The 15,926-nt window shown below is 34.8% G+C and carries 16 protein-coding genes; 12 read left to right on the top strand and 4 right to left on the bottom strand.

Annotated features, from left to right (window positions below; translation table 11 throughout):
• Positions 1–33 precede the first annotated feature (33 nt).
• Together ACYQ3D_RS09410 and ACYQ3D_RS09415 are read left to right on the top strand one after the other, a co-directional pair.
• Positions 34–219, top strand: a complete 186-nt coding sequence (locus ACYQ3D_RS09410; RefSeq protein WP_459838096.1) for a chemotaxis protein CheW — start codon at positions 34–36, stop codon at positions 217–219.
• Positions 220–333: 114 nt separating this feature from the next.
• Positions 334–2,850 (top strand): bifunctional aconitate hydratase 2/2-methylisocitrate dehydratase, encoded by a 2,517-nt coding sequence (locus ACYQ3D_RS09415; RefSeq protein WP_459838098.1) that lies wholly within the window; start codon positions 334–336, stop codon positions 2,848–2,850.
• A 58-nt stretch (positions 2,851–2,908) separates the two neighbouring features.
• Here ACYQ3D_RS09415 and ACYQ3D_RS09420 read toward each other — a convergent pair whose 3' ends face one another.
• Positions 2,909–3,850 carry a hypothetical protein gene (locus ACYQ3D_RS09420; RefSeq protein WP_459838099.1) on the bottom strand — a complete coding sequence of 314 codons (942 nt, stop codon included), beginning with the start codon at positions 3,848–3,850 and terminating at the stop codon, positions 2,909–2,911.
• 106 nt (positions 3,851–3,956) lie between these two features.
• Here ACYQ3D_RS09420 and ACYQ3D_RS09425 point away from each other — a divergent pair, with 106 nt between their 5' ends.
• The 3 genes from ACYQ3D_RS09425 to ACYQ3D_RS09435 all read left to right on the top strand — a co-directional run bounded on the left by ACYQ3D_RS09425 (position 3,957) and on the right by ACYQ3D_RS09435 (position 6,603).
• On the top strand, positions 3,957–4,898 hold the full coding sequence (locus ACYQ3D_RS09425; protein ID WP_459838101.1) for an AEC family transporter: 942 nt from the start codon (positions 3,957–3,959) through the stop codon (positions 4,896–4,898).
• Between the two features lie 45 nt (positions 4,899–4,943).
• Complete coding sequence (locus tag ACYQ3D_RS09430) at positions 4,944–6,101, top strand: MFS transporter (RefSeq protein WP_459838102.1); 1,158 nt, start codon at positions 4,944–4,946, stop codon at positions 6,099–6,101.
• A 79-nt stretch (positions 6,102–6,180) separates the two neighbouring features.
• Complete coding sequence (locus ACYQ3D_RS09435) at positions 6,181–6,603, top strand: CBS domain-containing protein (RefSeq protein ID WP_459838104.1); 423 nt, start codon at positions 6,181–6,183, stop codon at positions 6,601–6,603.
• Between the two features lie 72 nt (positions 6,604–6,675).
• On the opposite strand, the gene ACYQ3D_RS09440 is transcribed toward ACYQ3D_RS09435, so the two are convergent.
• A complete protein-coding gene (locus ACYQ3D_RS09440; RefSeq protein WP_459838106.1) occupies positions 6,676–8,094 on the bottom strand; it encodes an aminotransferase class V-fold PLP-dependent enzyme in 1,419 nt (472 codons plus the stop codon).
• A 116-nt stretch (positions 8,095–8,210) separates the two neighbouring features.
• Here ACYQ3D_RS09440 and ACYQ3D_RS09445 point away from each other — a divergent pair, with 116 nt between their 5' ends.
• On the top strand, positions 8,211–8,396 hold the full coding sequence (locus ACYQ3D_RS09445; RefSeq protein WP_459838108.1) for a ferredoxin: 186 nt from the start codon (positions 8,211–8,213) through the stop codon (positions 8,394–8,396).
• 34 nt (positions 8,397–8,430) lie between these two features.
• On the opposite strand, the gene ACYQ3D_RS09450 is transcribed toward ACYQ3D_RS09445, so the two are convergent.
• The gene (locus ACYQ3D_RS09450; RefSeq protein ID WP_459838109.1) at positions 8,431–9,585 is read right to left on the bottom strand and encodes a YecA family protein; all 1,155 of its coding nucleotides are present in this window, start codon (positions 9,583–9,585) and stop codon (positions 8,431–8,433) included.
• 163 nt (positions 9,586–9,748) lie between these two features.
• Here ACYQ3D_RS09450 and queG point away from each other — a divergent pair, with 163 nt between their 5' ends.
• Positions 9,749–10,864, top strand: coding sequence for a tRNA epoxyqueuosine(34) reductase QueG (gene queG, locus ACYQ3D_RS09455; protein WP_459838111.1), 1,116 nt, complete (start codon positions 9,749–9,751; stop codon positions 10,862–10,864).
• Here queG and ACYQ3D_RS09460 read toward each other — a convergent pair.
• On the bottom strand, positions 10,845–11,141 hold the full coding sequence (locus ACYQ3D_RS09460) for a hypothetical protein (RefSeq protein WP_459838114.1): 297 nt from the start codon (positions 11,139–11,141) through the stop codon (positions 10,845–10,847). The genes queG and ACYQ3D_RS09460 overlap by 20 nt on opposite strands.
• 456 nt (positions 11,142–11,597) lie before the next feature.
• On the opposite strand from ACYQ3D_RS09460, the gene bioB reads away from it, so the two are divergent.
• From bioB to bioD, 5 genes are read left to right on the top strand one after another with little or no spacing between them, the layout of a single operon-like run.
• Complete coding sequence (bioB, locus tag ACYQ3D_RS09465) at positions 11,598–12,566, top strand: biotin synthase BioB (protein ID WP_459838116.1); 969 nt, start codon at positions 11,598–11,600, stop codon at positions 12,564–12,566.
• A gap of 1 nt (position 12,567) precedes the next feature.
• Positions 12,568–13,059, top strand: a complete 492-nt coding sequence (locus ACYQ3D_RS09470; RefSeq protein WP_459838117.1) for a hypothetical protein — start codon at positions 12,568–12,570, stop codon at positions 13,057–13,059.
• A complete protein-coding gene (locus tag ACYQ3D_RS09475) occupies positions 13,049–13,891 on the top strand; it encodes a 6-carboxyhexanoate--CoA ligase (RefSeq protein ID WP_459838119.1) in 843 nt (280 codons plus the stop codon). Before ACYQ3D_RS09470 ends, ACYQ3D_RS09475 begins: the two co-directional genes overlap by 11 nt.
• Entirely contained in the window at positions 13,891–15,057 is a 1,167-nt protein-coding gene (bioF, locus tag ACYQ3D_RS09480) for an 8-amino-7-oxononanoate synthase (protein ID WP_459838121.1), read from the top strand. The genes ACYQ3D_RS09475 and bioF overlap by 1 nt, the downstream gene beginning before the upstream one ends.
• A 38-nt stretch (positions 15,058–15,095) precedes the next feature.
• Positions 15,096–15,815 carry a dethiobiotin synthase gene (gene bioD, locus ACYQ3D_RS09485; protein ID WP_459838122.1) on the top strand — a complete coding sequence of 240 codons (720 nt, stop codon included), beginning with the start codon at positions 15,096–15,098 and terminating at the stop codon, positions 15,813–15,815.
• Positions 15,816–15,926 lie beyond the last annotated feature (111 nt).

Raw genomic sequence — 15,926 nt, forward strand, 5'->3', positions numbered from 1 at the left:
AATTTATCCAGTTTAAAGCAATAGAGAAATGGTTTGCATAATTATTCTGATATAGTAAATATGTCCAAAATAGTAGATACAAATCAATTTATTGTATTTCAGATAGGAGAGCAAAAGTTTGCTATTAAAATTACGGAAGGGCAAGAGATTATTAAGCCCCAGGAGGTAACTGCTTTACCTAGAAGTGCTAAGTTTATTAAAGGAATTATTGAATGTTGAAGAGAATAACTAATTATTCAATCTTCCCTTTAGGGAAGATTTCTTCTTTGAGTTTGTAAAAATATAATATCTAATGTATAATTACTGGTAAACGAGAGATAGGAGGAGTAGAGAATGCAGCAGACAGAATTGATTGCTATGTTAGAGGATTATAAGCAAGCAGCTTTAGAACGTAAGTCATCTTATGGCTTACAGCCAAGACCATTAGCTGCTGAACAAGTGGATACTATCATACAGGGATTAACTTTATCTGAACTTGAATCAGAGACATTTACTATTTTTAGTGAGGAACGAATAGATCAGTTGTTACTCAGACTATTATCAGAGGAGGTAAGACGAGGTACCTTCCCTTCTTCTCATGCTAAGGCCAGAGGATTGGCTAAATTTGTAACTGGTGAGTTAGAGAGTGATTATTTAGCCCCTAATGAGGCTTTAGAATTATTAGGTAAGATGAGAGGGGGAGCAGCTACGCAAAGATTAATTGATTTAGTAGCTGCTGGCTATTTTGTAACTGAGATTATTTCTTTGCTCCAGGATACAGTTTTGGTTAATAAATCTGAATTTGAAGAATTAGCTTCTTTAAGTCACGAGCAAAAAGAACTACAAGAAGTGATTACAAGTTGGGCCAACCGCGAGTTTGCCGAGGACTGGCAGTTAGAGGATAACTACCAAGGGATATCAATTAAGGTAGGGGATAATCTGACTACTGGCCACTTAAGTCCTTCTAAAAATGCTGATAGTCGGACTGATCGTCCACTCCACGCTCAGTTTATTATGGATGGTCGGGAAGATGAAGAGGACTTTTTAGATCGCTTAGCAGACTTAAAGCAACAAGATGATAATGTCTTCTTTGTAGCTGGAGAGGCTCTAGGAGAAGGATCTTCTCGTAAATCAGCTACTTATACTATGTTACAAGTATTAGGAAAACCAGTAGCTGGTGAACCAGAGAAAAAGGCTGGCGGAGTAGTAATTGCTAAAAGTATAGCTCCTATCTTTGAAAAGTCTTTAATTGCTTCCGGGATTTTACCAATTAAATGTGATACTGCTACTATTAGTGAAGGAGATACTTTAGAAGTTGATTTAGCGAAGAAAGAGTTAATAGTTAATGAGACAGAACGAATTGCTATTGATTTACCAATTTCTTATCAATTGGATAAAGTAGCTGCCGGAGGAATGACTTATTTTGATGCTGGTAATCAACTCCAGCAGTACGCTGTTGAGTACTGTCAAGAACATGATATTTCTGTTGATCAGGATAAACTGCCTAGTAAAGCGCAAAAGAGAGATAAGCAACCACCGCAGACTTTGGCCCAAAAGATTGTAGGAATGAACCGGATAGATGGTAAAGATACTATTTTACCTGGCGAGACAGCAACAGTAGAGATTAGAGGAGCTTTCTCCCAGGATACAACAGGGCCAATGACTCTTGATGAATACCAGTCTATGGCAGGAGGAGATTTTGGAGCAGAATTTGTAGTCCAGTCTCTTTGTCATACAGGTGAATGTCCGTCTAGTGAGGCTCGAGATAAACATAAATTCATGCGAGAGTTTGTAACTGAGCGAGGCGGAGTCTGTCTTAAACCAGGGGAAGGAATCATTCATACCATTGGTAATCGCTTTGTACTACCTACAGATGTAATTGTTGGTGGAGATTCTCATACTAGAACGCCAACTGGAGTTTCTTTTCCTGCTGCTTCAGATATAGTTGCTGGAGTAATGAAGTATGGTAAGCAGGATCTGACAATGGATGAATCAGTTAGAGTTGTTTTCACCGGAGAACCTAAGGAAGGGATTACAGCTCGTGATCTTGTATCTACTCTAGTAGTTTATGCTGAGCAGACTGTAGGAAAAGATGTCTTTAACGGTCGGATTATTGAGATGGAAGGAGTAGAGTTTTTAGATCAGGATGAACGTTATATCCTGACTAATGCAGTAGCAGAACGGAGTGCTTCAGCGGGGATTGTTCCTGCCGATGAGGTAACTTTAGAGGCTATTGAGTCTAATTTAGCCTATTTAAAGTCTCGGCCTGATGCTGATACTAATCCTTCAGTTAAACGATCTATTACAGCTCTAGAGGAGTTTTTAGCTAATCCTGTTTTACCACAGGCTGATGAAGATGCCCAATATGCTGCTACAATTGAAATTCCTCTTGGGGAAGTAGACCAACCGCTAGTAGCTAAGCCCCATCATCCAGATAATGTGGCTCAGTTATCAGAAGTGGCTGGAGTCGAGTTTGATGAAGTCTTCATTGGTAGTTGTGTAGGAGGTAGTTTAAGTAGTATTCAAGCAGCAGCTGATATAGTAGCAGGTCAGCAGGTGGATCTAGATATCAATTTTGTAGTTAGTCCTGCTTCTTTGGATATTTATAATCAGTTAGCTGAAGATGGCAGTTTAGCCAAGCTGACTCAAGCAGGAGCTACTGTGATTATGCCTGGTTGTGGTTTATGTATGGGTAATAAACGCCGGATTGGCTCTGGTGCTACGGCCCTAACAACGACGACTCGTAACTATCAGTCGCGGATTGGCCCAGCTGATTCTGAGACTTATTTAGGAAGTGCTCGTGTAGCAGCTATGGCTGCTATTTTAGGCGAGATGCCTACAGTGGAAGAATACTTTAAATTATATCACTAATTTTTGGTTCCCTCTTGCTTAAAGCAGGAGGGAATTTTTTCTTTATCAACTTCAGTGGTTAAAAGGAAAGTAGATTTAACTGATTAGGTAGGTTCCGAAAATCAATAGTCAACTGAGGAGTCTGGTTGGTAGTGATTAATTGAGCTGTTAACTGGCAATCATTATTAAAGTTAGCTACTAGAGTTTCTTCTTCACAATCAGCCTGTACTTTAGTTGGTAAATTAAACTGAGTAAAATCGGCAATGATAATTTTAGGTTCGGCTATAATTAAATAGTAAGGCTTAAAACCAATTAACCATTTGAATAGTTTTTGGACAGTTCTTTTGTGATTGATTCTATTAAGTAGTTGCTCTAGTTTGTTAAGTAAAGCTTGGTGGTTTAGTTTGTTAATTTTAGTTTTGATTTCAGATAGATTTCCTAAATGTTTTTTTAGTTGAGTTAGATTGATCTTTTTGAGGTTATTAATCCGGTTAGCTATCTTAAGATTAAGATCGGATAATTGATTTCCTTTGTAAAAGGTTATTCGTAAATCAATCTGTTTTTCTTGGGGATTATTTTTTGGGATTCGATCAATGATTAATTTAGTTAATTTATTAGAGATATAATCTGCTTTAAGCCAGGTTAAAATTTTAGCAGCAAAGTTATAGTATTTATTTTTAACAACTTCAGGTAGTTTTGCAAATTTATTGTAGTTTTGTTGTTGTTCCAATTTACTTCGTTTGGTATACTGAAAAGTGAAGTTATTATTGGATTCTAGACTGAATTTTTCAATAGCTCTACAAATAACAAATTCTAGTAGGTCATTATTTGTAGTTGTGACCTCTTTTTGGAGAAAATCACTTAGTTTTTTGATCCCAGTTTTTTTTACTAGATATTGATTATCTTTATGATGGATTAGACCTTTGTTATGGGTTATAAACTCTTGGATCTGGTTTTGGATTTCAGTCTGGTTTAGATTAAAGAAGTTGGTTAGTTCTTGGATAGTAAAGCTGTTGTTCATAGGTCGCCCCTCCTTTATAATTATTATAGTGGTTAGCAGTTAAACGTCAAGTTTTTATTTTTTTCTGGAAAAATTACTTTAAATATAAAATCAAATTGGAGAAAGGATGATTCTAATTAATTTTTTAACAGTCTTTAATCAGATTTTAGTCTTATTTTCTTTATTAATGATTGGGGTTATAGTTAAGAGATTAGAATTAGTTGATAATAGTTTGAAGCAGAATTTAACTAATTTAATCATTTATGTTACTTTGCCTGCTTTATTAATTGATTCTATGAATTATGAATTCAGTTTAGAACGGTTAATTCAATTAGGTAATGTATTTATTATTTCTTTAGTTGTGTATGCTTTAATGATTGGGCTATCTTATTTAACAATTAAATTTTTAGTTGCTGAAGGATCTGCTCAGGATATCTACCAGTTTATTTTAATTTTTTCTAATGTAGGTTTTATGGGTTATCCAGTAATTAAAGTGATTTATGGTACATCGGAAGTTGTTTTTCTAGCTGCTATTTATAATCTAATCTTTAATATTCTAATCTGGAGTTTAGGAGTTATGATTATTAGCCGTAGTCAGGAGGATAATCCAGGATTCAGTTATGATAATTTAATCAATCCTGGTATTATTTCAATTGGGATTGGTTTTATCTTATTTTTATTGTCAATTAAATTACCACATTTTATTGAGCAGACGTTAGAGATTTTAGGGGAGACAACAACTCCGTTATCTATGATTGTGGTAGGTTCTATCTTGGCCCAAGTAAAGTTGCGTGAGATTTTTTCTAACTTTCGTTTGTGGTTAGTAGCTATCATTAGGTTAGTAGGTTTTCCTATTTTAACACTTTTGTTGTTGCGTAATTTTTCCTTGGATCCTTTAGTATTAGGAGTAGTAGTTATTTTGACAGCTATGCCAGCAGCAGCTAATACAGCTATTTTTGCTCAGGAATTTGGAGGAGATGAAGCTTTAGCTTCAGAAGGAGTCTTTTTAACTACGTTATTATCAGTAGTTACTATTCCATTAATTGTTCACTTGTTATTTGTTATTTAGGAGGGAGTCTGATCTTATTAGCTAGTTGTTAAAGGGGGGCTAAAAATGGAGAAGAGTAGGAATTATAAATTATTAGTAGTCTTGGCTTTTGGCATGATTTTAATCTTTGGGATTTTGATGAATTTACGAGGTACAATTAATCCTTTAATTCGGCAAGATTATGATATTAGTTACTCTCAGTTAGGATTAATCATGATGTTTTTTTCCGGAGGTAGCATTTTAGCTACTTCTTCTAGTGGTGTGTTAATTGAAAAATTTAGTTTAAAACAGGTACTGTGGGCTGGTTTATTAGTAGGCGCTGGTGGATTATTAGCTATTAGTTATACGGTTGATTATTACTTGTTAATTTTAGTTATGTTTATAGTAGGTATTGGATTAGGAGTACTCAATATTTCAGCTAATTCCCTTGCTTCGCAGATTTTTACAACTAATAAGGGTCGGAAGATGAATATCTTCCATCTATTTTTTGGGATTGGTAGTTTTATTGCTCCTGTTTATGCTGCCCAGTTATTTAAGTTAGACTTGGCTTGGGAAGCTACTTATTCTTGGGGAATTATACTACTAGTAGTTATCTTTTTATTTAGTTTAAGTTGTAAATTTCCAGCTGAAGATACAGAAGAGGATTCTTCGGAGATAGCAGTGACTGAGTTATTGACTGATACTAGAGTGCTTTTATTTGTAGTGATGTTTTTATGTCATGTAGGAACAGAATTAGGAATTAGTAGTTGGTTAGGTGTTTATCTTGATGATGTCTATAATAAAAGTAAAGTAGAGATTAGTTTTTATTTATCAACCTTCTTTGCTTTATTTACTATTGGTAGGCTATTAGCTAGTCTAATTGTAGAGCGAATTGGTTATTTACGATTAGTACTACTTAGTTCTGCTGGGGCCTTGGTTAGTATTGTCTTAGGATTAGTTGGCCCAGAGTCTTTTGCTATTGTGTTATCTATTTCAGGTCTATTTTTAGCAGTTAACTTTCCTACTATGCAGGCAGCTATGTTTGAAATTTTTGATGAGAATATATCTGCTATTTTAGGATTGACTTTAACTGCTGGGGGGATTGGTAATGTAATATTAGCTAACTGGTTTACTGGTTTATTAAATGATTTATTAGGGATTGGACTTGGTTTTGGTATTTTTATTATTTATCTCTTAGGTTTATTAGGAGCTACTTATTATTTGGAATATAGGTATTTAAAATAAAGTTTAATTTGGTTAAAAGTTCCAGTTTAGAACTTTAGCTAGTTGTATATCCTAGTTTTAGAAAGGAGGATATATAACTATGCAACTAAAGGATGTAATGACTGACCAAGTTTCGGCAGTGGAACCAGAAACTAAGGTAGATGAAGCAGCTCAAGTTATGAGAGATTTAGATGTAGGTTGCGTACCTGTCTGCCAACAAAATAAGGCAGTAGGAATCGTAACTGATAGAGATATTGCTATTCGTAATGTTGCTCAAGGTGATAATACTAGTAATAAAGTAGAAGAAGTAATGTCTAATGATTTAGTCTGTGGTACTCCTGAAATGAATGCAGATAAAGCTGCAGAGATAATGGGGGCCAACCAGATAAGAAGACTGCCTATTGTAGAGAATGAGGAGTTAGTAGGTATGGTCTCTTTAGGTGATTTAGCTGTTAGTAATAAATTAGAAATGGAAGCAGGTGATGCACTAACCTATATTTCGAGACCTAGTGAACCTAAATAATCTCTAGTTGTCCCTACCTAAGAAGGTAGGGATTTATTTTTAACTAGCAGAAGTAGTTTTGAGTTAACCTGATTATATTGTAAAATAATCCTGGTAGTTGAAATTTATTTGAGGTTCATATTCACCAGTAGTTGGATTAAAGTTATAGGGGTTTGTTAAGTCTTGGCCCTTCTTTTGGCGGTGAATTATTGATTTAATAACTTTAATTAATCTATTCACCTCAGCTAAAGTATTATAACAACCGAAACTGATTCTGACTAATCCAGGGTGCGAGGAAGAATAGTTATCTTGACTGATATTTTCTTTAAAGTTTTTAATCTCTTTGGAGCTTAAATCTAATAAGAAGTGGAGATAAGGATGAGCACAAAAACAGCCATTTCTGACTCCTATGCCCCCTTCATTAGCTAAAATACTGGCTATTAAGGCATGGGATAGTGATTTGATGTTAAAAGGAATGACTCCGACTTGTTTTCTAGCTGACCCAGTTGGCATATCACCATACAGTTGAACCTCTTCTATTTTTTGTAGTTCTTGTAAAGTATAGTTTAGGAGCTTAGTTTCATGTTTGATTATCTTAGACCAACCTATTTTATTCAAGAATTTAATACTAGCTCCTAAAGCTACAGCCCCAATTATGTTAGGTGTTCCGGCTTCTTCTTTATCGGGTAAGTTGGCCCAAGTAGTATCATCTAGGGTAACTGCTTTGATTGTTCCTCCGCCACTGTAGTCAGGACTTTGCTGGGTAAAAGTATCTTTAGGGCCAACTAATACTCCAGTTCCTAAAGGAGCATACATTTTATGAGCAGAAAAAGCTAAGTAATCAATATGTTCTGAGCTGTTATTTGGTTTGATATCAACTGGGCGATGAGGTACTAGTTGAGCTGCATCAACTAGTAATTGGCTATTATAGTCATGGACTAGCTGGGCTATTTTATGGATCGGATTAATATAGCCAGTTACATTAGAAGCGCCACTAACTGTTACTAATTTCACTTTAGACTTGTACTTGTTTAGTTTATGTTTTAAGTCTGCTAAATTTAGTCTACCAGTTTCATCTAATTGGACATATTCTACTTGAGCTTTATCTCGCCAGGGGAGAATGTTGGAGTGGTGTTCCATTAGAGTAGTGATTATAACATCGTCTTGTGATAAATTGAGACTAAAGGATAATTTATTGATTGCTTCAGTAGTATTCTTAACAAAAATGGTAGCATTTTTTTCTTTGTTGGCCCCTATAAAATCTGCTACTATGTTATGCACTTCTTCATAAATTTCAGTAGCAAGTTGTGATTTAAATCCGGCTCCACGGTGGACATTAGAATACCAGGGCAAAAACTTTTTTACTTGAGTGTAGACTTCTTTAGCTGCAGGGGTACTAGCAGCATTATCAAAGTTAATATACTTAGTATAATCACCAGTTATTAATGGGACCTTGGTGTTTAAGCCAATAAATTTGTGCCTAATCCAGTTGTCGAACTGTGGTTGAAACATAAAATCCCTCCTTAAATGATACTTTTAGTATATGAAGTGATTGAAGTTATTGTGTTTTAGTAGTATAAATAGTAGTTAACTGGTAATACTAAAGATGTATAAAAAGGAGGGAGATTATGGAAGTAAAAGTTGATAAGGATGCTTGTATAAGTTGTGGTTTATGTGTTAATAATGCTCCAGCAGTTTTTGAGTGGGATGGTGATAAGGCTACAGCAATAGAAGGACAAGTGCCGGAGAAGGTAGAAGCAGATGTGCAAGGATCACTAGAAGGTTGTCCTACTGATGCTATAAAAGAGGTTTAATATACAAGAGGGCGCTTTAAGCGCCCTTAATTAATTAGACTTCAATCTGTAATTGATTACTAATATCTTTATACTTGCGAGCTACAGTGGAAGCACTAACCTTGTATCTGTTAGCTACATCACCTTGGGTTAATCCGTCTTCAAGTAATCGATTAGTCAAGTATTCTAATCCTGCTGCCCAACTTGGAGCTTGGCCTCGGACAGAATCTATGCTTTCTTTGAATTTACGCCATAGAGCTATGCTGAATTGAACTTGTAGAGAGCTAAACTTTCTGTTCATAATTTCAGTTAAAGTCTCTTCTATTTCATCTGTCGCATCTAGGTTATTGAGTTTAAGATCGAGTTTGTTCTTAACTGATGCTAGTGAGTTATGTAAGTTATTAGATTCAATAGTTACTTCTTCTGTATTATCTGGAATATAATCAGCTAATAAATCAATGATTTGTTTATCGTAGTCTTCATCAGAATTATTTCTTAGCTTTAATTGTTTGATTTTACTAGGAATAATAGCTAAATAGAGACTATACTTAGATAAAAATTCTTTAGTCGTTGGTTGACTAGTCGTTGATTTATAGGCTGTTTGTAGATGATTGATAATATTCATAATTTGTTCTTTGAATTGATTGATTACTTTTCCTAAAGTTCCTACTATCTGATATTGGTCATTTATTTGAGCAACTCGAGTAAATATAATGTCATCTTCATTAGCCATTTCAGTTACCATATCTGTTTTAGCAACTAGATAACTTTCTTCTTGGATCAAATCTTGTAAGTGATAACCATCCTGGTTCACTGCTATTACTTCATAAACACTTAAATTAAGGTCAAGTAATTCCTGGAGTACTTTTTCTTCTCTCCGGCGGAGTTGTTCTTTATTAGTTGTAGCAAATAATTCCATTACAGTTTTATCTTTCTGAACTGGATAATCAAATAAAATAATATTAGTCAGGTTGGCTTGTTCACCTTGGGCCAACTCTTTACTGCGGCCATAATTCATTAACTTGCGATATTCTTTTTTTAGCTCTCGGGTCTCTTGTTTGAATTTTTTAGAGAAATTGATTGCTTCCCGAGTCAGTTTCTGCTTGGCATTATTATAGAGTCGTTGTGTTCTTTCCTGGGGGAGGCAACATTTTTTATATTTTTTGCCACTACCACAAGGACATGCGTCGTTTCTTCCAACTTTAGCCATAATTATCCCTCCATTTATCTTGATTTTAGCACAGTCATTGTATCATAGTTAGCTTATTTTGTCTAAATTTTTGGGATTTAGTTGGAATACAGGCTATTTGTATAATATAATAAGGAATTAGTAATTCTTGATAGATTTATTTAGATTAGAAAGGAGTTAAACTATGAGTTTGAAGCAGGAGATTAGAGATTATGCTTTTCAATTAGGAATAGATACACTGGGAATAACAACTGCTGATCAATTTGGAGAACTCAGAGATATTCTAGAAGAATTGCGAGAGCAAGGTTTATTATCTAAGTTTGTTAAAAATGATCTGGACTTAATTACTAATCCTCAAGAAGTACTCGCAGAAGCTAAATCAGTAATTGTAGTTGCTATATCTTATCAAGTAGCTGATGAATATATAAATTCTAGACAAGGATTAAGGGGTAAGTTATCTCGATTTGCTTGGGGCCAAGATTATCATCAGGTACTAGGTGATAAATTGGATCAGCTAGTTGAATTTTTAGAAACTAAAAAAAGTAATTTGAAAGCCGAAACTTTTGTTGATACTGGACCAACTATAGATCGAGCTTTAGCCAGAAGAGCTGGTGTGGGCTGGCAAGGGAAAAATTGTAGTATTATTAATCCTGATTATGGCTCGTGGATCTTTTTAGGCGGGATTATCACTAACTTAGATTTAGAGGCTGACCAGCCAGTAGAAGATAAATGTGGAGCTTGTACTAAGTGTTTAGAAGCTTGTCCAACTGGTGCTTTACAGGAGGAGTATACTCTAGATAGTAGCAAGTGTTTAGGTTATTTAACTTTGAAACGAGGTTATATAACTCCAGCTAATCGAAAGAAATTCGGGACTAGATTATGGGGCTGTGACACCTGCCAGGAAGTCTGTCCTCATAACCAAGATGTTAAGATAGGGGGTCATCCTCAATTTAGACCCCAAAAACTACCTGCTTATCCACAGTTAACTCCTTTATTGAGTTTAACTAAGAGTGAATACAGAGAAAAATTTGGCCCAACTCCTATGAACTGGCGAGGGAAGAGACCTATTCAGCGTAATGCAGCAATTATTTTAGGTAATCTAGGTTCTAAAGAGGCTATTCCTGATTTAGTCGCTACTTTAGAAGATCCTAAGCCAATAGTTAGAGCTCATGCAGCTTGGGCCCTAGCAGAAATAGGAGCTAATAGTGTAGTTGCTGATATAAATAAGACTTTAGCTACTGAACAAGATAAGCAAGTAAAAGAAGAGCTACAAGCAGCCCTTAATAGACTGCAGGATTAGCCTTAGTCTTAGCTGGTTCTTCAATGATCACTTTATAGCCTTCTTCTATAATCAAAATTATTTTTTGGCGTCCTAGAGCACTAAGCCAGTATTCAGCCTTGTTGATTTTTTTATTAAGGTAGTCAGTTATAGAATTTGGTTTTGTTTTAATTTTAGCTCCTTTTTTCTTTAAATCTATAATATCTTCTATGATCTTGGCCCGAGATTTTTTGAAATCAAATTCTTTATTATCTAGAATCATGTCTTTTCCGTAATAAACTGTTGCTATTGCTTCCATCTTATCCACTCCTTTCTTACCTTTAACTATATCAGTTAACTTTGATGAAAGTATGATGAAACCATAATTTTATTGTTAACCTTATAAATTAATGGTTGATAATAATGCTAATTTATTATAAAATTTAAATTAAGTTATTGTAAACCAAGTTATTAAGTTGTTTACATAGTAAAGTTTTATTTAATTGTTTTGTTGAATAATTGATATAAAGTGGCACTTTCGTGCCACAGCTATCAGCTATCTGCTATGTGCCGTGTGCTAATTCAAATTCAAAACCACAGATCCAGTTCAACCCCTTAAAACATAGTAATCTTAAAGGGTTAGATTTTGAATTTAAAGCTTTTGAATTGGCTGATAGCTCATAGCAGATAGCTGACGACTGTGTCACCGCAGGTGACACAATATATCAATTAGATTTCACTTTAATTAAGGGGAAACTTAAGAAAGGAGATTATTATGATAATTAATTTAAAGAAAAAAGTACTAGCCGGAGACCAGATTACTAAAGAGGAAGCAAGGGAGTTAGCTAGCTTAAATGATAGTAGAATAATGGAGTTATTGGCGGCAGCTAATAGCATTAAAAATCAGTTTATTGGTCAGGAAGTAGATTTGTGTTCAATCATTAATGCTAAATCAGGTAGTTGTTCTGAAGATTGTACCTTTTGTGCTCAATCTACTCACTATGATACTGAAGTAAGCAATTATGACTTATTAGACAAAGAGGAAATGTTAGCTAGAGCTAAAGAAATAGAAGCTAGTGGAGCTAAACATTTTGGAATTGTAACTAGTGGGCGGGGTGTAGTTAGCGACCAAGAATTTGCCCAGATTCTAGAAACTATAGAAATTATTAAACAAGAAACAGAATTGGAAGTTTGTGCTTCATTAGGAACTTTAGATCAAGCCCGGGCGGAAAAATTATCAGAGATAGGTTTGAAAAGATATAATCATAATTTAGAAACTTCTAAAAGTCATTTTCCTCAGATTTGTACTACTCATAACTATCAGGATAGAGTCAAGACTGTTAAGTTGTTAAAGGATAAAGGAATTGAAGTATGTTGTGGAGGAATTATAGGATTAGGAGAAAGTTTTATTGATCGAGTTGAATTAGCTTTTACTCTACAAGAGTTAGATGTTGATTCAATCCCAATTAATGTTTTAAATCCAGTAGCTGGCACTCCAGTGGCAGATAATGAGCCTGTACCACCAATGGAAGTATTAAAGACAGTAGCTATTTTTAGATTTATTTTACCGACTAAGGTACTTAAATTATGTGGAGGCAGAGAAAGCAACTTGCGTGATTTACAATCGTTAAGTCTGTTAGCAGGAGTTAATGGCTTATTAACTGGGAACTATTTAACTACCCAGGGTAGAGCTGTAGAAGATGATCTGCAAATGATTAGAGATTTGGGATTGAGTGAGGGATGATATGAGTTCTCAGACTATAAGGGTAACGAGAATAGCTTTACTAGCTGTTTTGATTACTGTTAGTGGTTTCTTTAAGATACCTGGTCCAGCTGGTAGTGATTTTCAATTATCTGCTCCAATGGCAGTGGCAATAGCTGCTGTCTTTGGTTTTAGACGATATATATTAGCAGGATTAATTTCTAGTGGAATTGGTTTTATTTTGGGAACCCAAACTTTAATTCATATTCTAATTGCTATGATCTTTAGAGGAGTAGCAGGTGGATTGATTGCTATTACCTGTGGTGCTATTTGGTCAATTGTAATTGCTGGCCCCCTGGGTTCAATTATAGCTAGATTGGTCTTGAGTAAATTATTAAATCAAGGCTTTATTCCCTTATTAGTATCAGCTGTACCAGGGTTTATCTTTACTGCTATAGTATCTTATCCTCTAGTAGTTATCTTAAAAAGAGTTATTCGCCAGGTGGATAAGGAGGTAATTGTTTATGTCGACTGAACTTTTTAGCTTGCGAATGAGGGCAGCTCAGGGAGGAAGCCATCAAGAAGGTGGAAGACATATTTCTGGTGCAGAAAGAATTATTACTGAAGCAGAGATAGATAAGCAAGTCAATAAACTAATTAAACGAGCTAGAACCCATACTCTAGGTAGTGCAGATTATATAAATTTAACTTTAGAATCATTAAATTCAAGGGATATTATTGAGATGTCCGTATTGCCGATTACTACAATAGATGTTAAAGATTATAAAAGAGGAAGAGAAGAAGCTGAAAGATTATTAATTGAACTAGGGATTAATAGAAGCATAGTAACTAAAGCAATAAAACTATTAACAGAAGGTGCTAATCCAGACGGAGATAATATGCGCGGTGCTATTATAATGGATGTAGATACAGGAGAAAGGTTAGAGCCTAATCAATATCGTGGCCTACGAGCTAGTAGAATGGATTATACTAGAGAGATTAAAGATAGATTAACTAACCTATTGAGTCAGAATAGTCTTAACCAAAGTCATTTGCCAGAGGCTTTAGCTTTAGCTACTAAAGTGGTTTCACATTCAGATATAGTAGCTGAATTATGTTGGTCAGATGATCCTAATTATACAGCTGGTTATGTAGCTAGCAAAGAATTTGGTTATTGTAGGTTTCCTTATCTTAAACCTAATGGTTTAGATAAAGGAGGACGTATTTTTTTCTTAAGATTGTCAACCAACTTAGAGAAATTGGTAACATACTTAGAAGAAAGACCAGTTTTAATTAATAAGTTAGATGAGAAAATGATTAGTTATAATTCAGTGGCTAAGTTTTTAAGGGCTAGAGGTGATAGTTAATGGAAGATTGGGTTAGAGAATTAGATAGATTAAAAGAAGCAGGTTTATATCGAGAGTTGAGAGTTTTAGAAGACGCTCAAGCACCACAAACAATAGTTGATGATCAAGAAATAATTATGTTAGCTTCAAATAATTATTTAGGGTTATCAGTAAATCCTAAAGTGAAGGATGAAGTTATTAAAATTGTAGAGGACTATGGAACAAGTTCAGGGGGGGCTAGATTAACGACGGGTAATTATGATTTACACCAAGAGTTAGAAGAGGAATTGGCTGATTTCAAGAAATCTGAAGCAGCGATAGTCTTTAATACAGGTTATATGACTAATTTAGGTGTTTTAACTACAGTAGTTGGTGAGGAAGATTTAATTATTAGCGATGAGTTAAATCATGCTAGTATTATTGATGCTTGTCGATTAAGTAAAGCTGAAGTAGCTATTTATCAACATGCTAACATAGATCATTTAAGAGCTAAATTAGAAGCAGGGCAGAGCTATAACCGGAGATTAATTGTTACAGATGGTGTCTTTAGTATGGATGGAGATCTAGCTCCTTTACCAGCAATTGTAGAATTGGCCCGAGAGTATAATGCTTTAGTAATGGTTGATGATGCTCATGGGACTGGTGTGTTAGGTAATAGGGGTGCTGGTAGTAGTGATTATTTTAATTTACAAGACGGAGTAGATATTCAGGTAGGTACTTTAAGTAAAGCTTTAGCTGCTGAAGGTGGTTTTGTAGCAGGAAGGCAAGAGTTAATTGATTTATTACGTAATAAAGCTAGATCGTTTATTTATTCGACAGCGCTAGCTCCAGGAACAATAGCAGCTAGTTTAGCATCTTTACAGTATTTACAAGATAATCCTCAAGTTTTAGAACGACTATGGAGAAATATTGAATTATTAAAGACTGGGTTACAGGACTTAGGATATCACTTATTACCAAGTAATAGTGCGATTATTCCTATTATGATTGGTGATCAAGAAGAAACTATGAAGTTGAGTCGTGGCTTGTTAGAAGAAGAGATATTGGCCCCAGGTATTAGGCCCCCAACAGTACCGAAGGGGACTAGCAGAATTAGAGTAACAGTAATGGCTAATCATCAAGTTCAGGATTTAGAAAAGGCTTTACAGGCATTTTCTAAGGTAGGTAGAAAGTTAGACCTGATTTAGTTTCAATAAGATAATAAATTTATTCTGGAGGTATAATTATGGGAGCAGGTATTTTTATTATAGGAACAGATACTGATATAGGTAAGACAGTAGTTACTGCTGGTTTAACTGCTGCTTTACGCCAGCAAAGTTATGACTTAGGAGTAATGAAGCCTTTTCAAAGTGGAGCTATTGAAGAAGGCAATAAGTTATTAGCACCTGATATTGAATTTGTATTAAAACATACATCATTAGATACAGATTATGATCTGCTGAATCCAATCCGATTGGAACCTCCTTTAGCTCCTAGTGTAGCTGCTAGAGAAGAAGGGGTAGAAATAGATCTTGATCAAGTTAAGTCAGCTTATCAGCAGTTACAAGAAAAATATCAAGGTCTAGTTGTTGAAGGAGCAGGAGGATTGATGGTTCCTTTAGCTAAAGATTTTTTAATTCCAGACTTAGTTACAATGCTAGATTTACCAGTCATTATAGTAGCTAGACCTAATTTAGGTACAATTAATCATACGGTCCTCACAGTCAAGTTGGCCCGCCAGTTAGGTATAGATGTATTAGGGGTAATTATTAATGGTTATCCACAAGAAGCGGGGGTTGCAGAAGAGACAAATCCAGATATAATTTCAGACTTAGCAGAAATTCCTATCTTAGGGATTGTGCCTTATATTGAAGATTTAGAAGAAGTAGATTTAGGCAAGGTAGTTGCAGATAATGTGGACTTAGAAAGAATAATTGACAATGTAGAATGTACAATTTACAATTAAATTCAAAATCAAAGTCAAAAGTTATATAATCCCTTATATACTATTGGTTTAAAAGAGGTTGAATTTATGGTTTCAATTGTCAATTCTCAATTGTAAATTATAAATGCAAGG

The organism is Halanaerobaculum tunisiense, assembly GCF_054657635.1.